Origin of the sequence: Paenibacillus sp. FSL R7-0272 (genome assembly GCF_037969905.1) — a bacterium.
In the GTDB taxonomy this organism is placed as follows: Bacteria; Bacillota; Bacilli; order Paenibacillales; family Paenibacillaceae; genus Paenibacillus; species Paenibacillus polysaccharolyticus.
Window position 1 is genome coordinate 4,868,704 of sequence record NZ_CP150221.1, and the last position, 22,103, is coordinate 4,890,806.

The 22,103-nt window shown below is 46.5% G+C and carries 15 protein-coding genes and 1 riboswitch; of the genes, 4 read left to right on the top strand and 11 right to left on the bottom strand.

Going from position 1 to position 22,103, the window contains the following annotated elements:
• Positions 1–243 precede the first annotated feature (243 nt).
• From MKY23_RS21555 to MKY23_RS21580, 6 genes are all read right to left on the bottom strand, one after another.
• A complete protein-coding gene (locus MKY23_RS21555) occupies positions 244–1,773 on the bottom strand; it encodes an extracellular solute-binding protein (RefSeq protein WP_244159182.1) in 1,530 nt (509 codons plus the stop codon).
• A 122-nt stretch (positions 1,774–1,895) separates the two neighbouring features.
• Complete coding sequence (locus tag MKY23_RS21560; protein ID WP_154887583.1) at positions 1,896–2,999, bottom strand: glycoside hydrolase family 88 protein; 1,104 nt, start codon at positions 2,997–2,999, stop codon at positions 1,896–1,898.
• 23 nt (positions 3,000–3,022) lie between these two features.
• Complete coding sequence (locus MKY23_RS21565; protein WP_090915455.1) at positions 3,023–4,522, bottom strand: extracellular solute-binding protein; 1,500 nt, start codon at positions 4,520–4,522, stop codon at positions 3,023–3,025.
• 143 nt (positions 4,523–4,665) lie between these two features.
• Positions 4,666–5,538: a carbohydrate ABC transporter permease gene (locus MKY23_RS21570; protein ID WP_090915457.1), complete on the bottom strand. Its 873-nt coding sequence runs from the start codon at positions 5,536–5,538 to the stop codon at positions 4,666–4,668.
• Positions 5,539–5,583: 45 nt separating this feature from the next.
• On the bottom strand, positions 5,584–6,537 hold the full coding sequence (locus MKY23_RS21575; RefSeq protein ID WP_090915459.1) for an ABC transporter permease subunit: 954 nt from the start codon (positions 6,535–6,537) through the stop codon (positions 5,584–5,586).
• A 294-nt stretch (positions 6,538–6,831) separates the two neighbouring features.
• A complete protein-coding gene (locus MKY23_RS21580) occupies positions 6,832–9,168 on the bottom strand; it encodes a helix-turn-helix domain-containing protein (RefSeq protein ID WP_339832123.1) in 2,337 nt (778 codons plus the stop codon).
• A gap of 746 nt (positions 9,169–9,914) precedes the next feature.
• On the opposite strand from MKY23_RS21580, the gene MKY23_RS21585 reads away from it, so the two are divergent.
• Together MKY23_RS21585 and MKY23_RS21590 are read left to right on the top strand one after the other, a co-directional pair.
• Complete coding sequence (locus MKY23_RS21585; protein WP_339832126.1) at positions 9,915–11,969, top strand: DNA mismatch repair protein MutS; 2,055 nt, start codon at positions 9,915–9,917, stop codon at positions 11,967–11,969.
• A gap of 184 nt (positions 11,970–12,153) precedes the next feature.
• Complete coding sequence (locus MKY23_RS21590) at positions 12,154–12,384, top strand: cysteine-rich CWC family protein (protein WP_261764472.1); 231 nt, start codon at positions 12,154–12,156, stop codon at positions 12,382–12,384.
• Positions 12,385–12,675: 291 nt separating this feature from the next.
• On the opposite strand, the gene MKY23_RS21595 is transcribed toward MKY23_RS21590, so the two are convergent.
• The 5 genes from MKY23_RS21595 to gcvH form a co-directional block, all read right to left on the bottom strand.
• Complete coding sequence (locus MKY23_RS21595) at positions 12,676–13,821, bottom strand: mannitol-1-phosphate 5-dehydrogenase (RefSeq protein ID WP_154983371.1); 1,146 nt, start codon at positions 13,819–13,821, stop codon at positions 12,676–12,678.
• Positions 13,818–14,252, bottom strand: coding sequence for a PTS sugar transporter subunit IIA (locus tag MKY23_RS21600; protein WP_090915471.1), 435 nt, complete (start codon positions 14,250–14,252; stop codon positions 13,818–13,820). Before MKY23_RS21600 ends, MKY23_RS21595 begins: the two co-directional genes overlap by 4 nt.
• 1 nt (position 14,253) lies before the next feature.
• On the bottom strand, positions 14,254–16,362 hold the full coding sequence (locus MKY23_RS21605) for a BglG family transcription antiterminator (protein WP_154983372.1): 2,109 nt from the start codon (positions 16,360–16,362) through the stop codon (positions 14,254–14,256).
• A 66-nt stretch (positions 16,363–16,428) separates the two neighbouring features.
• Positions 16,429–17,892 carry a PTS mannitol transporter subunit IICB gene (locus MKY23_RS21610; protein ID WP_339832134.1) on the bottom strand — a complete coding sequence of 488 codons (1,464 nt, stop codon included), beginning with the start codon at positions 17,890–17,892 and terminating at the stop codon, positions 16,429–16,431.
• Between the two features lie 444 nt (positions 17,893–18,336).
• Positions 18,337–18,729: a glycine cleavage system protein GcvH gene (gene gcvH / locus MKY23_RS21615; RefSeq protein WP_154887570.1), complete on the bottom strand. Its 393-nt coding sequence runs from the start codon at positions 18,727–18,729 to the stop codon at positions 18,337–18,339.
• Positions 18,730–19,075: 346 nt separating this feature from the next.
• A riboswitch (glycine riboswitch) is annotated at positions 19,076–19,198 on the top strand.
• 333 nt (positions 19,199–19,531) lie between these two features.
• On the opposite strand from gcvH, the gene gcvT reads away from it, so the two are divergent.
• Together gcvT and gcvPA are read left to right on the top strand one after the other, a co-directional pair.
• On the top strand, positions 19,532–20,674 hold the full coding sequence (gene gcvT / locus MKY23_RS21620; RefSeq protein ID WP_154957985.1) for a glycine cleavage system aminomethyltransferase GcvT: 1,143 nt from the start codon (positions 19,532–19,534) through the stop codon (positions 20,672–20,674).
• Positions 20,671–22,026 (top strand): aminomethyl-transferring glycine dehydrogenase subunit GcvPA, encoded by a 1,356-nt coding sequence (gene gcvPA, locus MKY23_RS21625; protein ID WP_339832138.1) that lies wholly within the window; start codon positions 20,671–20,673, stop codon positions 22,024–22,026. Before gcvT ends, gcvPA begins: the two co-directional genes overlap by 4 nt.
• Positions 22,027–22,103: the final 77 nt, after the last annotated feature.

Here is a 22,103-nt window from a genome sequence, read left to right on the forward strand (position 1 = left end):
CTACCATGTATAACTGGTATTTTGGTATCATTTTCATACCTCCCCATGATTCTAAGGTGACCATCTCCCCCTCCTTGAGACCTACTCTTTATCCTAAAAAAACAAAAAAAGGCCATGAATCCGTAGATTCATAGCCTTATGCTTTAAGGTGTGGTCTCACTTATTAAATTATGGAATTTATCCTCTTTTATAGAATAAACTTATTCCTTGCATGAAATCAACCTTTTTTTATGGCAGTCTCATTTATTTTCCGTTCAGTTCTTTATACGAAGCTTCCAGTTCTGTGATCAGCTGGTCACCGCCTGCTTTTCTCCAGTTGGCAACTTCCTGTTCCCAGCCAGCATCATCGATCTTGCCCATAATGTATTTGGTCTGCGCATCCCAGATCATCTGATCCAGTTCCTGACCGCGCTCTGTATAGATCACCGAGGAAAGCGTAAGTGCAGGATTAGCAATTGCATACTGTTCATTTTCTCGAGCCATCTTCGTGCCTTTCATACCAATAGGAACATCGACCAGTTCAGGCACATTGTATCCTTCCACACTTAGCAGATTATCACGATATGGTTTGACCTCACGCTGATATGCATCGAAGTCTTTCAGTTCCGTTTTACCGTCAGCGGTCTTGCTGTAGTGCACATCGAGTAAACCACGCAATTGCAGCGTGCTGAGTTCCTCGTCCATCAGCTGATCCAGGAAGGTGAGTACCTTTTTGAGTTGCGCTTCATCCGTTACAGATGCTTTCGGAATGACAAGCATACCGTAGTTTCCAGGCTCACCGGCAATGCGAATGCCATCTGGCCCTTGAAACGGCGCTACATCAATGACACCATCCGGTGCATTAGGCGTGAGCCGTTGCTGGGATGATTTTCCGTTCTGAGCGACTCCGTTCAGTTTCATAGCAACGAGACCTGAATCCATTTTTTTGTCCGCATCTGATGGGTCCAGTGCAGGGAAATCACTATTAATCAGCCCTTCATTAAACAATCGCTTGAACAGCTTCATCGTATCCACATATTCAGGAGTCAGGAACTCTGGTGTTAATTTACCAGCGTCGTCTACACCCCATTTGTTGACTCCACCAATACTTACAGCAATCCGGGTCAGCGGTGAAGATACACCCTCGTTATACTTTTTAAACAACAACGCACCATACGTATCTTCCTTGCCATTACCATCTGGATCATCCTTGCGGACAGAACGCATAACCTCATACCAATCATCCAGATTTTTCGGGATATCCAGTTTCAGCTTATCAAACCAGTCTTTCCGATATACGATCGCCGTTCGTCCGATATCCCGGAAATTCGGGATGCCGTAGATTTTACCTTCGATTTTGATGTTATTAAAATGAGCCTCCGACTGGGCAGACAAGTTTTTGTAATCTTTCAGGTAAGGCCCGAGTTCCCAGAACAATCCTGTCTTTGCCGCATTAAAAGTTGTAGGTACATAATTGACACGCATAATCGTTGGCATCTCCCCTGATGCCACCATGACATTGACTTTGTCGTCGAACGCTGATTGCGGAATCCACTGCACGTTTACATCGGTATTCGTGTATTCCTCAATCTTCTTCTCGATTGCATTTTCCTTAGCGGGCACATCACCCACCTGCATCAATGAAATGGAAATGGGCATTTTGCCTTCCCCGGCGGCTGGAGCTTTTTCTCCCCCACATCCAGCCAGCAAACCGGCAGACATGGCGCCAACAATAACGAAGCTTCCTACGCGAAACATTGGACTCTTTGAACGTTTTGGACTTTTTGGACTCATAAACCATCTCTCCTTTTGGATAAACCTATTGTTCAGTGGACTTGCCCTCATTCCTCAATCATAGATGCCTTCAATCTCGTAATGTATGCGCTATCATAATACTTTGGAGAAAAGAACCGGCATTACGCCAGTTCCATCTCTACTCCTGCCAAAATAAATGGAGCAACCGATTTCGGATCATTAATACGAATCGATTCAGTTACATAATACTCATAGGAGCCGTCACGATACGGAGTTCCTCCAAGACCCGCTCCCCCGTTGCACTGTGTCAGGGAAAGCACACCCTCCTGGTCTGTTTGCAACAGATGTTGCAACAGGCCTTGATATCCTTTTTCCGCAATCGCTTTGAACTTCCCGCTCAAGTATCCTTTGCGCACACCCTTGGCAAGGGCATATACAAACATCGAAGTGCCCGAAGCCTCCAGATAATTCCGCTCGCGTCCTGGCTGATCGAGCAGATGCGGCCACAATCCTGTCTCCTGATCCTGTACATGGATAAGCGCATTTGCGAGTCGCTCAAAAATACCGATAATCTGTCCACGTTGCTCATGATCAACTGGCAGATAATCTAGCGTATCTACAACCGCCATCACGTACCAGCCCACTGCCCGGCTCCAGACATGTGGCGAACATCCCGTATCTCCGGAGCTCCAGCGTTGCTCTTTGCTCTCGTCCCAAGCGTGGTAGAGCAGACCACTGCGTGGATCACGAGTTTGTGCTTCCACCAAAAGCAATTGCAAAGCAGCCTTGTCAAACCACTTCTCTTCACCAGTCACGGCTCCATATTGAGTCAGATAAGGTGTCGCCATATACAATCCATCCAGCCACATTTGGAACGGATAGATTTTCTTGTGCCAGAAACCGCCCCCACTTGTGCGCGGTTGCCCTTTCAGTTGCGTCATCAGCAACTCAGAAGCTTTGCGATACTTTTCCTGACCTGTTTTCTCCAGCAGGAAAAATAGTGATTTTCCCTGGTTGATCTGATCCAGATTATATTCCTCAATCGTATAGGACCGAATCGATCCGTCTTCCTGAATGAAGTGATCCATAAGTTCCTGAATATAGTCAAAATATCTCTGTTCACCTGTACGAGCGTAGAGTTCTTCCAGTGCTTTGAGCAGACAACCGTTCTCATAATGCCAAGTCGCATACAGCTCATGGCTGCGATAACTCTCCATAAACTGGTCGGCCATGCGCATCGGTGTATGTTGTAACGTTTCCTTCATGATCAAACCTCCGGTTTCGCTCCTTATTGAGCCTGTTTTTTGTAATCCTCGGCATATTCCTCGCGGATTTTGGTACCGCCTGCATTAGCCCAATTCTCAATTTCTTTTTCCCAGCCGCTTTGATCGATCTTGCCCATAATGTATTTGGTTTGCGCGTCGGCAATCATCTGATCCAGATCTGCTCCGCGGTCACCATATGTTGGAGAATACAACGTCAATGCAGGGTTTGGTACTGCATGTTCTGCCAGTTCCTTCACCAAAGCTGTTCCTTTTTCTCCAAGCTCGGTGTCCTTCAGTTTAGGTACATTGTAACCATCAACATAAGGGAAATTATCCCGATATGGCTTCACTTCACGTTGGAAAGCATCGAAATCACTCATTTCCACTTCGTTGTCTCCGACTTTGGTGTAATGTTTGCCTTCCAGACCACGCATTAGCAGCGTTGCCATCTCTGGATCCATCAATTTATCCAGGAAGGAGAGCAAGTTTTTCAGTTCCTCTTCCGATTTTACCGTTGCTTTCGGGAAAGCCAGAATACCCGAGTTACCTGTCTGTCCAGCTACACGGTCACCATTTGGCCCTAACAGACCGGCAATATCTACAACACCGTCCGGATTATTTTTCGACAGACGTTCCTGCTGGCTCTTACCATTCTGTGCCACACCTACACGCATGCCGACAACGCCAGAATCATACTTTTTCTCCGCTTCCGTTGAATCAAATACAGCGAAGTCCTGGTTCAACAATTTCTCTTCATACAAACGTTTCAACAAATCCATCACTTGCATATATTCCGGTGTCATGAATTCTGGTGTAAAGCTACCATCACTCTCAACCTTCCATTTGTTCGGTGCGCCAAAGCTCACACCAAGACGAGTCGTAAAAGAATACTGATCTTCGTTATACTTTTTGAACAACATCAATCCAAACGTATTCGCCTGTCCATCGCCATCCGGGTCGGAAGTAGACAACGTCTTGATCGTTTCATACCATTCATCCGGTGTTGTTGGTACTTTCAGATTCAACTTGTCGAACCAATCCTTGCGGTAAATAACAGTTGCCCGTGCAATATCGGAGAATACCGGCACACCATAAATTTTTCCTTCAACCTTGATGTTGTCAAAGAAACGTCCGTTTTGGGCAGAAAGGTTTTTGTAATCATTAAGTAAAGGTCCAACTTCCCAAAACACGTCATTTCGCATCGCATTGGTCACCGTCGGGTTATATTGCACCTTTACGATTTTCGGCATGTCGCTGGAGGCGATCATGACATTAATTTTGTCATTGTACGCAGATGCCGGAATCCACTGGATGTCCAGTTTGGTTTTGGTATATTCCTCAATTTTTTTCTGTACATCGTTGCCCTTGCTCGGCACATCACCCACCTGTGCAATAGCGATAGATACATTCTGTACGCCGCCTTCGGCAGCCTGACCTTCATCTGATCCGCATCCTGCCAGTAAACCGGTCACCAGAGCCAGTGTACTCAGAACAGCTACGGCTTTCTTTTTTGTTGCCTTCATTCATGAAAACCTCCCTTTTTGATATACAGTCACAGCCTTAAAGCTTTAAAATCTAACAACCTTATAACTTTCCAGTTCTCCAATTTCAGCCATGGACTGATTTTTACAATTCAGTAATACGCTTCACACCAAACGCGCACTAATCAGCCTTTTACCGAACCGAGCATCACTCCCTTGGCAAAATGCTTTTGCAGGAATGGGTAGACCAGCATAATCGGAATGGTCGAGAATACAATAACAGCCATGCGAATCGTAAGCGGCTGGATTTCGGTTTCCTCAATGCTCGTATCTCCGATTCGACTCTGTGCCAAAATGACAATTTCACGGAGCCAGACTTGTACAGGCCACTTCTCACTGTCGTTGATATAGATGACGGCACTGAAGAAACTGTTCCAGTGTGCCACGGCATAAAAGAGTGAAAAGGTAGCCATGGCTGGCATCGAGAGTGGAAGCACAATGCGGAACAAAACGCTGACATCGTTACAGCCATCGATTTTGGCCGCATCTTCCAGCTCATCCGGGATGGCTTGGAAGAAGTTTTTGAGTACGATCAGGTTGAACGCGCTGATAGCCGTTGGCAACATCAAAGACCAGAGTGTATCGGTAAGATGCAAGGATTTAACGACGAAATACGTTGGAATCATACCGCCACTGAACAGCATCGTGAACAGTACTCCCAGCAGAATCGGCTGGCGTCCGCGCAAATACTTTCTGGATAGCGGGTAAGCCATAAGCGATGTAAACAGCAAGTTGATTAGCGTACCCACAACGGTGATATAGATCGATACACCGAGACTTCGAATCAATGTATCCGTAGAAAAAATGTAACGGTAAGCTGCCAAGGAGAACTCTTTCGGAAAAAGAATAAATCCTCCTTTGGCCACTTCATGCGGGCTGGTAAACGACACAGCCAAAATATAAATGAACGGGATTACGGTCACAATACCAATCAAAAGCAGCAAGCCATGATTCACAAAATCGAAGATCCGGTTGCTCCATGTTTTGTCCTGTTGCATCTAATGTTCACTCCTGTCTGATGAAGAGCGTCTGCCAATATTGCATTAATAGACGCCTTCCTCCCCGAATTTTTTGGCTAACGTGTTGGCACCAAGCACTAGCGCCAGTCCGACAACCGACTTAAACAATCCGACAGCAGCACTATAACTGTACTGTGCCTGGGTAAGCCCCTTCGTGTATACGTAGGTATCAAATACCTCGCCCACGTCACGGTTAGTAGGTGTCAGCATCAGGAAGATTTGTTCAAAGCCTGTATCCAGGAAGTGACCCAGACGCAAAATGAGCAAAATGATGATGGTACTCCGAATCGCTGGCAACGTAATGTGCCAGGTCTGACGCCAGCGGTTAGCACCGTCAATCCGAGCAGCCTCATAAAGCTGCGTATCTACGCCAGAGAGTGCCGCCAGGAAGATGATTGTGCCCCAGCCTACTTCTTTCCAAATGGATTGTCCTACAATCATCGTACGGAACCATCCTGGTTCAAGCAGAAAGGCAATTTTTTGTCCCGTCAGGTTGTAGAGCAGTTCATTGATTGCACCGCCTTCAGTCGTGAACAGCATGTAGAAAACACCAACCACAACAACCCAGGAAACAAAGTGTGGAACGTAAACCAATGTCTGCACGAAGCGTTTAAACCGCTCCCGCCGAACCTCATTCATCATGAGCGCAAGCACAATAGGTAATGGAAAAAAGAAAACCAGATTATAAATCGCAAGCAAAAACGTGTTTCTAAATAAGGTCCAGAACTGCGGTTCTCCAAAAAAACGCTGGAAGTGTTTGAATCCTACCCAATCACTTCCCAGGATGCCTTTGTACGGCGTGTAATCCTGAAAAGCCATCGTAATCCCATACATCGGTATGTATTTAAAGATAACAAAGTAAAGCACTCCCGGAATCAGCATAATGTACAGCCACCGGTTTTTGATGACGTCCCTCCAGAGCAGGTTTTTGTCACTGCGGGTAGCGGGCCTTGTTCGAGCAGCCGTTTCGGCTTTCATAGTGTCTTCCTCCCCACGTTGGAAACGATTACAAAAGATCACTTCCTGAATTCATGTCTCCATTGTGGCGGATAATCGAATCACTGGCTATCATCTCGTTTTAGCCTCTTGTTTTTCCTTATGTATCAAGGGTTTCAACCACTTAAGAATGGCTGGCGATACTTGAAATGAACTGCTTTCAACCTGCATGTTCCTGGTTTAACTATGGCTTATAAGCTGCGAATGGGCTTAAAAAGAAAGTTAAATTGAACGACAAAAGCCTGCCTGCCATGGGGGCAGAGCAGGCCATGTTCTCTAGCGTTGCTGCTCCCGGTACTTGCCGGGAGTTGTTCCTGTTATTTTGCGAAATGTACGGATAAAAGCTGTCGGGTTCGTGTAATTTAATTTTTCGGCGATTTCCGATATTTTCAGATCTGTCGTCTGTAGCCACGTTTTGGCTTTTTCCATGCGGTACTCTGCTAGATATTCGGTAAAATTAACACCCGCTTCCTTCTTGAAGACCCGGCTTAGATAGACAGGATGAAAGTTCAACTCTTCGGCACAAGCCTCCAGCGATAAATCCCGATCATACCGTTCCTCGATCAGTCGAATCATCCGGCGGGCGATATTCATATATTGTGACTCCTCTTGTTCCTTCCAGTAACGAATCACAGGCAGAAATAAACGCTTACGGAACCAACCCGTCATCTCGTCCAGTGTAGATAATTTCAGCAAGTATGCCATGGAAGCTTTCTCACCAAGCACTTCTGCCACATCCCCGCCCTGCTCTTGCACAAGTTGATATACCCGTGACAATAACTGCACCATGATAACTGGATACTCGCTGAAATGCAGCTTTTTATCCGCCAGTAATCCTAAATATTGTGTAAAATACATATCTGTTTTCTCTTCGTCTCCCTGTTTGATCGCTGAAGCCAACTGATCTTCGATCATTCGTAACTGCGTATACAGTGCAGCTTCCATCTGACCTCTTGGTTGGATGTCCTCATAATGTAAAATAATACGGCTACCCAAGCTGACTCTGCCTTGCAACGCTTCTTTGCTCTCTTGATAGGCTCTAGGCGTATCTCCAATGCTGGAATAAGCCCGGCTAATACCTATGCTTACTGGCAGATTCAGATAGGTTACAACCCGTTCACGAATCCAATCGGCCTGTGTGTGCATCCATTCCTTCAGCTGCATCTCATCACTCAGTTCAGAAGCAAGCACGGTAACCTGCGCATCATCTAGCATGACAGGTGTGAACCGAATCTCGGAAGGAATCAACTCACCTACCATATTATTGACCGCAAATAGCAATAGATCCCGATCCTGCTCCTCATATCTCGTGCCTTCAAGCGTATCAATCTGAAGCATCAGTACGCCCAGATGTGACCATCCGGTCGGGAAATCATACAATTCGCCCTGATATCTGAAATCTTCTTCCGATATTTTACCTGTCAGCAGCTTGGTCATGAAAAACTCCTGAAGATGCACATGTTGCCCCTTCATCTGCTCACGCATCGTTCTCTCCGAACTGAACAGGGTAGACAAGCGTTCCTCAATATAAATAAACTCATCCTGACGGCGTCCAGCTGGAGGGAGCGGAGAATCTAACCCTTTTGTAAACTGCAACAGTCTAGAGATTGGTGAGTACATACGCCGGCTACCGTAGATGGACACAAGCCCTGTCACCAATAACATGATTAACGTCGCCACACCGGTCACCACTGCGATTTTTTGCGACTGGGCTGTAATCTGTCCAAGCGAAACAACCGATACGTATAACCAGCCGTTTAGCGGAGACTGCCTGTAGCTGACGGCTACGGGTTTGCCCTCCACTTCTGCGCTGTAAAAACCTTGTGCTTCCCCCGTTGTCTGAACCTTCTCCTGAATGTCTTGGTTGAGCAGATCGTATTTATTTCCATAATTCGTGTCATTCAGAAAGTATTTCTGGTCTTTATCCAGAACGTACAAATCACCCGAATTCGGATTCCGGCTCAAAAAGCTGCTCAGTTCTGCATCCGCAATATCAATGACAAGGAACCCTTTTGGTTTCACATTTGTGGGCACCATCGGAATTTTAAAAACCATGCTGACTACATTATCAGAAGAGATCAAGGTAGGAGCCTGTTCCGTTAAAGCCTCACCCATGCCAGCAGATACAGGCACGCTCTCTTTGGATGAACTTTTATTCTGAGTCACCCAGAACAAACTGTTGGTGTATGTAAGATAAGTACCGATTCGGTCTCGAATGCTGAAATCATTGATTTTACCAAATGAACGCATCGATACGACCCAGTCCTGTTCCAGATTTACAAGGTAAGCCTGATCAATACTTGTGACCGCCTGAAGATTGTTAAAACCGGATGTCAAATCACGAATTTCTTGGAATTCGCTACTATTCAGCGGTTGCTTCATTGCACGAAGCACCAAAGGTGAATTGACATACTGGATTGAGGACAGTTGTAAACTTCGTAATACTTGTTCCACTCGCATCTGAGTCTGATGTAGTATCTGAAGATTACTCTCGCGCACTTTCTGTTCGATATCACGCGAGGCAATCGTATACGAGACGGAACCAATCACAATGACTGGCAATGCCCCAAGAATCATCGTAAAGCAGAGCAGACGCAGTAGATATTTAGGCAAGAAGAGCATCTCCCTTTTATAAAAAATCGCTTACATTGGATTAAATTACTATTGTTATTTTAAAACCCAATCATAATCAAGTCCACATCTTTATTCAGAATTGTTGACTTGAAGTGATTTCCAGTTTATATTACATGTATATTCCTCAGGTCGAAGGAGAGATTTTGATGTCGGTGAGCGTTCTTAACTAATCAAGTTTCATATTCAGGAGTTTGGCTTTTCATGACACTTTTGCCGTCAAGGCATACGTGTGTTTCATGATGCGTCAGATCCCTGTACTTAGTTAAGAACAGCGGAAATCAACATCGCCTCCGGGATTGCCTATGTCCGGGTCTATTTCCGCGCTGTGTTCAGCGCGGATTTTTTTTGTATAGACCCTCTTTATGGACTCTGCTTTCCCATACGTTCAGGGCGGAGAATGACGTTTGTTCATTCTCCGCCCTTTTTGTGTTTTCCATGAGAAATATTTTTGACTATATAAATTGAACTAAAGATTATTCACACATGCACTCCGATGACAGAATAACCTTCCAATCGCTGTTATCCCCAGATTTTCTTGATTCCCTTTTAGAAAGGATAAAATCTGGTGCTCAGCGTATGCTTCCGATGCAGCTTTCTTGCAGAAAGCTTTTAGGCGAACGCTTCGCTTCTCCAGGTCTTTTCTGTCCTCTTCGTTTCCGTGTAAATGAATAGCTCAATTTATATAAGCACAACAAAAACATTTTACATGAAGGAGAGATTTACACATGAACAACAATACCAACAATAATGAGGCTAGCAAGACGGCAAATATCAAGAGTTCAAACGAACAAACCCTAACCACTCTTGGCTTCCATCATATTCAAAAAAACATTGCTGACTGCGCCCTTTCCTATCTGGGGAAACGTTATGCCCGTGAACTCAAACCGATGACCGATGTGCATCTGATTCAGATGCGTCTGGACGAAGCTGCGGAGGCCACAGCTCTTGTCCGTTTTGGGGCGAGCGTGCCCATCCCTTCGCTGGAGGGGATGGAAACGATTATCAACCTGCTTGGCACGGGATATCTATTCAGTGAACGCGACTTCAGTCATCTCGCGCAATTTCTACACAGCTGCACACAACTGATGAAGTATATGGAGAGTAAATCCGGCATCGCTCCCATCGTAAGTCGTTATGCATCATCTATGATGCTTATAGAACCCTTACGAAGTGAAATCGAACGCTGTATCCACAACGGTCGAATTCAGGATCAAGCGAGCAAGGAACTCTTACGGATTCGAAAGAAAATGACCGTGCATGAGGAACGCATGAAGCGCAAGCTGGATTCACTGGTTAGCAAGCACCGTTCGATCATGCAGGAGCAGGTCGTGAGCCAGCGAAATGGAAAAACCGTACTGCCCATTAAAAAAGAGTTCCGTAAACAGGTTAAAGGCAGTGTACTCGACGAATCGGGTAGCGGCCAAACCGTATATATCGAACCAGCCGAGCTGTCAGGACTGCAGATAGAACTCTCTTCACTGCAAGCCGAGGAGTCCAGGGAAGAGATGAAAATCCTTGGAGACTTGACTTCCCTGGCCGAATCGTACAACCGGGAAATTGCACTGAATACAGAAACCGTTGGCGTGCTTGACTTCCTGTTTGCCAAAGCAAAATATGCGGCGGCTATAGATGGTCGATCCGTACGCGTTAATAGCAACGGTAAAGTTAAACTGCAACGAGCGAGACACCCCTTGATGGGGCCGTCCATGGTCCCGCTTGATTTTTCCATCGGATACACTTACTCGTCCCTTATCATTACAGGCCCGAACACAGGCGGTAAAACCGTTGCTCTCAAAACATTGGGGTTGCTCACTCTCATGGTGCAATCTGGGCTGCTTGTTCCTGTGGATGAAAGAGGTGAAATGGCCGTGTATGAACAGATCGCAGTGGATATTGGCGATGGACAGAGTCTTGAGCAGGCACTCAGCACATTCTCAGCGCATATTCGGAATATGATTACCATTCTGGAGCAGGCGAATCCTTCCACACTTGTACTGATTGACGAGATGGCATCAGGTACAGATCCAGGAGAAGGTGTAGGACTTTCCATTGCTATGCTAGAGGAATTGCATTACCGCGGAGCAACCGTGGTAGCTACAACACACTTTGGGGAAATTAAGCATTTTGCCTCAGCCACATCTGGATTTGAAAATGCACGCATGGAGTTTGACACCGTATCTCTCCAACCTCTGTATCGACTTCGGATCGGAGAAGCCGGTGAAAGCTATGCATATTCTATCGCGCTGAAGCTGGGCATGCCCCAGCATATCATCGCTCGTTCCAAATCTGTTGTGGATGAAGCTCTCACGAAGAACATGATGCAAGATGTTGCAAAAGAATCGCGATCACAAACAGATAGTGAACATCACACTACCTTGCCTGTCTCTATGGAACACACTGATTCTATAGAGCAAAATGCACATACGACCGTCCCAAATAAGACTATATCTCCAAACGGTGCGCCTCCCGTCTCCGATCCGGCACCAGCACCAATACGTGCCTTTCGTAAAGGAGACCGCGTCTACGTTGCCTATCTGGATCAGGCAGGTATAGTAAGTGAAGAAGAGGATAACCGTGGGCAGATCGGGGTCATGATTCGGGGCCGCAAACTAAAAATTCATAAGAAACGTCTGCGTTTGCACATCTCTGCTGACGAGTTGTATCCAGCCGATTATGATCTCGACATTGTGCTGGAAAGCAAAGAAAACCGCAAAAAACGCAAACTTATGGGGCGTAAACATGTAGAGGGATTACAAATTGAGCTACCACCGGAAGAATGAAGGCACGCCTATGCCTTTAAAAAATTTACTGTGCATACGTTATCCTCATACGAGTACTTGCGGTGTAGATGGAGTAAGTCACGATTATAAAAGTTGGGAGCAAAACCAATGTATTTGTTATACTGAAATCAACAAAAGGTCACTGCCCGGAATGCAAAACAATGAAAAAGGAGGGAGAGAGGCCATGTCTGATCAACAGGACAGCACTCCTGGCAAAATGCTCAATGCGCTGATATGTCCACTTTGCGGGGAAAGAAATGCTTGTGCCTATGCTGAAGGTAAACCACATTCGGAATGTTGGTGCGGCCATGTTTCCTTCCCCGAAGGTGTGTTTGAACGCATTCCAGCCGAGAAACGCGGCAAGTCATGCATTTGTCAGCAATGTTTGGAGAACTATGTACGTGAGCATGAGTAACTATTTTGCTATAACCAGCTCTTATTCGCTAAAAGCGATATGAAGAGCCTATTGTTAACTAGGATCGAAAATAAAAGAAACCATTCCCTCTCAAATGGAACTGTATCATGAATTTGAAGGGATGGTTTCTTTATATTCCAGACTTAAGTTCGTTATTACGTTTGGTATCTCTATTTCATCTATATTTCTGTATAAACAGATAGATAGACTTGCTAACGTCCCAGCCTTAGTGGATCCACGCTGAGCTTTCAATACACTATGCCAGACTTCGATTACCGTTATACAAACCGATTACATCTGTTTGTACTGCTTCACTGCCTCCACCAGTACCGGATGATTCTCATCCATACCAGTATAGTGCGATAATGCGGCTTCAACGCCTTTTTCGCGGATCATGCTTTGTAGCTCCACAGCTTCGGGATCATCAGACACATCAAACTTGCAGGCAGCGGCCATTCCCATGGCGAGATGTGTCACTGGCATGTCTTCTTCATACGCCAGAAGCGCAGGGCGAACGAGACGATCATTCGGGGAAAGCTTGCGCAGTGGCGAGCGCCCTACACGTGTTACCTCGTCGGTCAGATAAGGATTAACAAACCGCCCCAAAATTTTCACAATATACTGCTCATGTTCTTCCGGGTTGAAACCAAAGCGTTTCACCAGCACCTGACCCGTTTCCTGCAATGCTCCATATACCAAAGATTTCACCTTTTCATCGGCAATAGCCTTCTGAATGGTATCATATCCGTGCACATAGCCGATATATGCCGCAACGCAATGTCCCGTATTCACAGTAAACAGCTTACGCTCAATGTATGGTTCCAGATCGTGCACATAAACGACACCATCCATTGGTTTGAATGCAGGTGCCATTTGCGAGCGATCCACTACCCACTCGTAAAAAGGCTCCACCTGAACATGCAACATGTCTTCATGATTCTGGATGGGTACAATCCGGTCTACGGCCGAATTGGGAAAGTAAACATATTCATCAGCAAACCCGCGAGCCTGCTCATCCAGCAAAGCATACACATGCTCTTTCAGCTGAGCGCTTCCACCGATGGCATTTTCACAAGCGATAATATGCAACGGCTGTTGTACAGAACCTGCACGTCTTCTTTGCTCCAGACCTTCTGCAATTCCTGGTGCAATATGCTTTAGTATGCCTACACCAACTGCGGTTGTAACCAGATCAGCTTCTGCCACGGCCTTAGCAACTGTCTGCAACTCCCGTCCATCAATGGCTGTTACTCCGGTTACGGTCTCCTGATCTTTGCTTTCATTGGCAAGCTCTACGGTGTACTCCCCGCGCCTCCGAAGAGCATTCACTAATTCCTGATTTACATCCGAGAACGTCACTTCATATCCTGCACGGGACAGAATCAAACCAATAAATCCGCGTCCGATGTTACCTGCGCCAAAGTGGAGGGCCTTCATAGCTCCATTTCACTTTCTAGAATGGTGATTACTTCCTCAGCAGTTTTCGCATAACGCAGTGCTTCCATATTCTCTTCTTCGGCACAGATTACTGCAATGCTCGTCAGAATCTCCATATGTTCGCCGCCTTGTGCAGCGATGCCAATGACCATATAAGCTTTTTCCTCTCCAAAATCAACCCCCTGCGGGAACTGAATTACCGAGATACCGGTTGAGAGAATGAACGTTTTGGATTCTTTTGTACCATGCGGAATAGCCAGTCCATTGCCGACATAAGTGGATACAATCTCTTCACGCTCAATCATTTTGTCAATGTAATCTGCAGTGATATGGCCTGCATCCTTCAAAATCTGTCCTGCCATACGAATCGCTTCATATTTATCTTGAGCCGTCGCGTTCATGATGACTTTGTCTTTTGTTAACATACTCATGTTAAATACCTCCAATTTCATTTTTACTGCGATAGAACCCAACCAGTTCACGGGAAAGGTAATGGATGATTTCATCCCTGTTTCCTTTGCCCAGCAGTGTAATCATCTCTTCTTGCAGAAGCAGTGCACTAATCTCGCTGAGCACCTCCAAACTTTCTTTGGACAACTCCTTTGGCCCCAGCATTAGTAATACATGACTGACACCTTCCGGGTCCTCCACTGTTCGAAGCAGAGGTTCCTCTAGTTGAAAAAGACTGATGGACGGCTTGTAGATACTCTCACTCCGTGTATGGAAAAGGGCCAGCTGTGTCCCGGGAATCTTCTGACTTCCCATCGACTCGCGAACCTCAAGCAACTTGGCAACCTCGCCCGGGTCTTTCAATATGCCTGAGCGATGTGCAACCTTACACATCCCAAGCACACTTTGAGCAAAATCAAGATGCGCATTATCCATTGCATGTACCTGAAACTTACCGATAATGCGTACAATTTCAAGCAGCGTTGCTTCCATTCCGTCCGCATCGGAGATCCTACGAGTGGGTGTCTCCTTGCCCATGTCGCGGGATTTGCGATGTTGCCGCTGTAACGTTGTAGTTTTGATAAAATGTCGCAAGCTCTCGCTTTCTTCGGCTGTCAATAGCGGACTGACCTTGTAATACTGATCTTCCTCCATCGGTAAATCGACTGTAGACAACACCAGATCATACTCATCGGTTGGCATTCGTGCGGCTTCGTACCAAGAGACACTGTCTATAATCTGGATCTCCGGAAATTCCTTCGACAACCGGCTGGATAACATGCGCGAGGAGCCAATGCCACTGTTGCATACAACGATGGCCCGAATTTCCTGCTTCAATGCTCGTAGCCGTTCAATGGATGCACCAAAGTGCATGACTAGAAAACCGATCTCCTCATCCGGCACTTCTGCTCCCGGCCATGCATGCAACACGGACCTTTTCACCTGTTCAAAAAGGGTGTCATAATCCTTGCGAATTTGTTGCAGCAGTGGATTACGTATCATCTGATGCCCTTCAAGTCGCTCCATTACCGGTACCATATGTGCAATTAAACCTTCACGTAGCAAGCGGTCTTCATGAAACGCATAACCTGTTCTTTGTTGCATCTGGTCCGTAAGCGAATGCACCCTGTCCATCAGAATCAGATCATCGATCGGGAGCAGTCGTGAAGAATGGATCTGTTGCTCTGTCTCCGTAAGCAATTGGTGAAAATAAGCTTGCTCTTCATCCGAGAAGCCGACTCCAAGCTGTGAGGATAGAACACTGCAAAGGCGCGAAGCCATGAAAACTGGCACTCTCTCTTCATGTTGCTCTGCCACGGTTCCAGTGCCTGCAATCGTTCTTATCCCTAAGGAAGAACGTTCTATGTTAAAACCTTTACGTATCCGAACCACAGCAGCCGATAACTGAATGAGCAATTTCATGTATTGCCGCTCAGGTATCTTTTCAAGCCATTCGATATCCGGCTGCCACAATGCATTTTCAATGGTAAGTACATCGCTGTGACCGATCATGCTGAGCAATTTTTGATTAACGATTGAGCCTCCTTGCTCAGGCTGTCTACCAAAGAGATCCGACTCATCCAGCACTTCCAAAGCAAGCGCTGCAATGGCTCTGCGATGAATCGCTTCACTTCCGGTAATTTTGACACCATAGCCCCGCCTTCGAACAAGCTTCAGACCCGCCTGCCGAATGCGTGACTCCAGATCATCCAGATCGGTGGTGACCGTCGAAACAGTCACTTTCAGATCCGAAGCGAGAGCAAGCAGTTTGACCGGCTCAGCTTCATCCAGCAGGATGCAAAGCATGAAGAGCTTACGCTCTTCCGGCGTAAACTCTACATATTCATTACCCTCCAGTTTCTGGCGTAATGCACTGAGGTCATCTGAACCGGAATCAATGCGTATTCCGGTTCCCGACTTTTTTTCGAGGCGCATACCGAGTGGTTCAAGCCACTGTTCAATCATCAGCAGCTCACGATGCACGGTACGTGTACTCACTTTTACTTCAACGGCAATTTCACCCGCCGTGACTTCATGGGGATGTTCCAACAGGAATTCCACGATTTCACGTTGTCTTTTGGTAATACTCATATCTCAGCCTCCGGCTCTGGGAAAACGGCTGCCCTTGTTTGAAGCTGGTTCGCAGTCTGCTCCCTTTTACTTCAAACGTTCAACAAGCGCATCGTATTCCGGGCTTTTTAGGAAGTTGTCAATGGATATATGCTCTGCATTAGGTGCTACCGAACGTGCACGATCCGTTAGTGTTTTTTGCGTAATAACAACGTCTGCGTCTTGCGGAATTTCACTGATCGCTGTGTTAGTTACAGCAACGTCAATTCCTTCGGTTTTCATTTTTTTGCGCAGAATCGAAGCACCCATTGCACTCGACCCCATACCTGCATCGCAGGAGAAAACAATCTTTTTCACATCTGCTTTTGCCTTGGATGCAACGGAAGTTGCGATATCCGCTGCTCTGTTCGCTTCATGGTTATCCGCTGTGATGGTTGCGTTTGCTGTATTGCCTTGGCTCTTCATATCTTTCATTCGACTGGAGGCTTCTTCCAGATCCTCTTCCTTCTGTTTACCCGTTTTGAGTAGCAGAGAGGCAATCAGGAAGGAAACTACAGCTGCCACGATAACTCCTGCAAGCATGGGGATATATCCACCTTTTGGTGTTAGCAGGAAATAGGCAATGATACTACCCGGTGACGGTGCCGAAACAAGTCCTGCGCCAGTTAGCATGAACGTTAACGTACCCGCTACACCGCCGGCAATGGCTGCCAGAATCAAAATAGGTCTCATCAGGATGTACGGGAAGTAAATCTCATGAATCCCGCCGAAGAAATGAATGACCACCGCACCAGGTGCAGAAGATCTCGCCATTCCACGACCGAAGAAACAGTAAGCGAGCAAAATACCTAGTCCTGGTCCCGGGTTAGACTCAAGCATGTAAAGAACGGATTTACCTAATTCTCTTGCCTGATCTGTTGCAATTGGTGTTAAGATCCCGTGGTTAATGGCATTGTTCAGGAACAATACTTTACCCGGTTCAATAATCAGATTGACGAGTGGTAGCAAGCCCAGGTTCATCAAACCTTGTACGCCAGCAGACAACACTTTGCTAATGGCTTCTACTGCCGGCCCAATACCGAGCAAAGCAAAGATCGCCAAAATACCGCCGATAATTCCTGCCGAGAAATTGTTGACCAGCATCTCAAAACCGGCTCTGATCTTGCCCTCAATGGATTTATCGAACTTCTTGATCACCCATGCACCGAAAGGCCCCGCAATCATGGCCCCGAGGAACATTGGAATATCCGTTCCGACAATGACACCGATGGTCATAATCGCCCCGACGACACCACCACGCGTGCCATGCACCATCGTACCCCCGGTGTAACCGATCAGTATCGGCAGCAAATAAGTAATCATCGGCCCTACAAGCTGCTCTATTGTCGCATTCGGAAACCATCCTGTTTTAATAAACATCGCTGTAATTAATCCCCAAGCAATAAATGCTCCCATATTGGGCATGACCATACCGCTCAGAAATCGTCCGAAGCGTTGCACACCAACACGTAACCCACCTTTGGAATTGGATGTTTGATCCAAATTACTCATTGGTTTATCCTCCTTGAATCAAGTCATTATTCTTATGAAAGGGGGTATCATTTATCCCCTGCTGTAATCCTAAGCGAGAAACCCTTCCTGTTCAATCAAATGAAAGCGTACTTTCGTCATGAACAATGATGACAACATTGGATTATGTAATCGCTTTTAATTAGGAATATATGCTCAATCCGTTGATACATAAGGTTTTTATTGCCTATGACTTTATTCATATACAACATGCAAAGCGATAGAATAGCTTGGTCCGTTTGAAATTTTTTTATTCATGATTTTAAGTTACTCCTACTTAAATTCCTCCAATATGTAGAAAAAAGCAGCAAAAAAACCTGCATAAGCTTCATAGCTCACGCAGGTTTAAAGAACAAGATTTTTATATTCAAGTGAGATTATATATATGTCAATAAGTACAAATCAACTCGACAATCCAGTCGAATTCTATTCCTCAGTATGTTTAAGATAAGCATCCGCCTTCAGCAATGTGGATAATGCAGCTGTTACATCTCCATCGACACGGATTTCGATCATCCAACCTTCTTCGTAAGGAGAGCTATTCACCAGTTCTGGCGAGTCTTGCAAAGCTTCATTCACTGCAACAATGGTGCCGCTGACAGGTGAGAACAGATCAGATACCGTTTTGACGGATTCAATCGTACCGATGCTGTCTTCTGCTTTTACACCGGCTTCAAGATCAGGCAATTCTACAAACACAATGTCACCCAGCTGATGCTGCGCGAACTCGGTAATGCCAATACGTACGGTATCCTCCCCTACGGTTTGCACCCATTCGTGCTCTTTACTGTACAGGAAATCATTTCTCAATTCGCTCATCGATATCCGCCTCGCTTTTCATTAATGAGTGCATGCGTTCTTTGACCTTCACCTTTTTCCCAAACAATAGCGTATGATATTTCAGATTCAAATGTCAAGTTAGCTCACAGTTTATTTAAATTTCGACACCTCACCGTGTGTAACCTCACACTACTCTTTCTGCATATAATGGTGAATATTAGAATAGTAAGCGCACTCTTTTAAAATAACCGAACATTAATATAGTATAAACATTAAATATTCGTATTTTACACAATTTCAATGATATCGTTCTTGACATCAGGACTGTATTCACGTTTTAATGAGAAGAGCAACTGAAGTAAATTGGACTACGTATGAACCGCGGATGAATGTAAAGGGAGAGATTGCCCGTACACCCGGTTTGGGGATGTGCATGAGGCGGCGCCGAAGGAGTAAACCACCGACAAGCGGGGGTGAATCTCTCAGGCAAAAGGACTTTTACAGGACGCAACTCTGGAGAGCATCTAATCGTCCTATACGGACGTTATGATCACCCAAGGGGAAACCTGTCTGAATAAACGGCGGGGTAACTCTCAGGTACAAGGGACAGAGCCTAAGAATACAGCGTGCTACTCGGCATGCCGGTTCTTTGGCCTGTCCTTTTCCTTTTTCCCAAAAAATGAATTGCAGGTTCTATAATCGTACTGAACATAACCAATGAAAAAATGTAAAACAGGCGGCTGTTAACTCTCGATTACTAAAATTACTTAAGCATTAATGATCTGGCTCACAGAACGTGTTTTCATACTTGGCCTACTACGGCCCATGACGAGGTGATTGGATGTCTGATTTATTAAGAACACCACTCTTCCCCCTATACGCGCAATATGAAGGTGTACGTTGCATTGATTTTGGCGGTTGGGAGTTGCCCGTGCAGTTTAGCGGTATTCAAAAAGAGCATGAAGCCGTGCGCGAGCGTGCCGGGCTGTTTGATGTATCCCATATGGGCGAATTCACCGTAACGGGTGAACAGGCAGAAGCCTTTTTGCAAAATATGACAACCAACGACGTGACCGCAACTGTACCAGGTCAGGCACAATACACGCTGATGTGTTATCCTGATGGCGGTGTGGTGGATGACCTGCTCATCTATAAACTCGCGGAGCAACACTACATGCTGGTCGTCAATGCCTCCAATATCGACAAAGACTGGGCATGGTTGCAGGAGCACATTATACCAGGGGTGAACATGACCAATGATTCCGAGCAAACGGCGTTGCTTGCGCTACAAGGCCCTTTAGCGGTCGATATTCTCTCGAAGGTTACAGGTTCAGAGATAGATGCAAGCTCCATCGAACCGTTCCGCTTCGTGCAGCATGCCGAGGTATGCGGAGTAAAGCTGCTGCTATCACGAACCGGTTACACCGGAGAAGATGGCTTTGAACTGTATGTTGCAGCTGATCAGGCAGCTCTTGTATGGAACGGACTGATGGAAGCCGGTGCTGATGTAGGTCTCGTTCCAGCAGGACTTGGTGCACGTGATACATTGCGATTCGAAGCCAAGTTGCCTTTGTACGGTCAGGAATTATCACCAACCATCTCTCCACTGGAGGCAGGGCTGGGCATGTTTGTGAAACTGAACGCCGGGTCTTTTATCGGACACGAAGCTTTGTTGCAACAAAAAAATGACGGCCCTGCCCGCAAGCTGATCGGTATCGAAGTGCTGGAGCGTGGCATACCGCGGCCCCATTACCCGATCTATGCGGATGGCGTTCAGATTGGTGAAGTGACAACCGGTACACAGTCGCCGACCTTGAAACGTAATCTGGGGCTTGCCCTGATTGACAGCAAATATACTGCACTGGGTACACCACTGGAGATTGAGATTCGTGGCAAAAAGCTAAAAGCCGAGGTCGTCAAGGCCCCTTTTCATAAACGGACACGTACGTCAAAGACACCTACCCAAGGAGCTGAGCAAGCATGAGCAAGCACCGCTACATCCCCATGACAGAACAAGACCAGAGCGCTATGCTGGCCACGATCGGCGTGGATACACTTGAAGATTTGTTCAAAGATATCCCGCAGGAAATTCGTTACCAAGGCGAGTTGCCTGTGTCCTCCAAACTGGATGAATATGCCTTAACTCGCCATATGTCAAAGCAAGCTGGCTCCAATGCCAACTTTGAAACACACGCCAGCTTCCTCGGCGCAGGCATCTATGACCACCACATCCCTTCAGTCATCAACCATGTCATTTCCCGTTCGGAGTTCTATACAGCCTACACTCCTTATCAGCCGGAGATCAGCCAAGGAGAATTGCAGGCTATCTTTGAATTTCAGTCGTATATTTGTGAACTGACAGGTATGGCGGTAGCCAACGCGAGTATGTATGACGGAGCAACGGCCTTTGCAGAAGCTGGTAATCTTGCCGCCGCAGCTACCCGTCGCAAACAGCTTATCGTATCTCGCACCGTGCACCCTGAAGCCCGTCAAGTATTGCAGGCATACGCACATGGCCTGAGTCTGGAGATTGTAGAGATTGGTTATAAAGATGGAGTTACCGATTGGGATGCCCTGCAAGCGACCATTTCGGAAGATACTGCGGCGGTTATGATTCAAAGCCCGAACTTCTTTGGTGCCGTGGAAAATGTAAAACAGGCTGCCGACCTTGTGCACACGCACAAAGGACTGCTCGTGGTAAGCGCCAACCCGATGTCGCTCGGTCTGCTGGAAGCCCCAGGCAAGCTGGGCGCCGACATCGTTGTAGGCGATGCGCAGCCCCTCGGAATCGCCGCTTCGCTCGGCGGACCCACTTGCGGATACTTCGCCGTGTCCCAGGCTCACATGCGCCGGATTCCTGGTCGAATCGTCGGCCAGACGACCGATCGCAACGGCAAACGCGGTTTCGTGCTTACGTTGCAAGCACGTGAACAGCACATTCGCCGCGAAAAAGCGACATCTAACATCTGCTCAAATCAGGCGTTATTAGCGCTTAGTGCTTCTGTCTATATGTCTACCATGGGAAGACAAGGCATGATTGATGTTGCTGATCTGAATTTGCAAAAGAGTCACTATGCACGAAATACGTTAACAGCTATTCCCGGAGTGAGACTTACTTTTACTGCTCCTACGTTTAACGAGTTCGTCATCCAGCTCCCTGAAAAAACCGATGTGGATGCTCTTCAGCTGAAACTGCTGGATGCAGGCTTCATCGGCGGTTATGAACTCGGACGTGAATATTCGGAACTGGCAGGACATATGCTCATTGCGGTCACCGAACGACGCAGCAAAGAAGAGATCGATGAATTCGCACGTGTATTGGAGGGATCGCTGTGACTCAGGAAACGACCACAAAAGTAACCATTGCGGGAGCTTCATCGGAAACATCTAACCTACATCAGTCAGTCAATGTG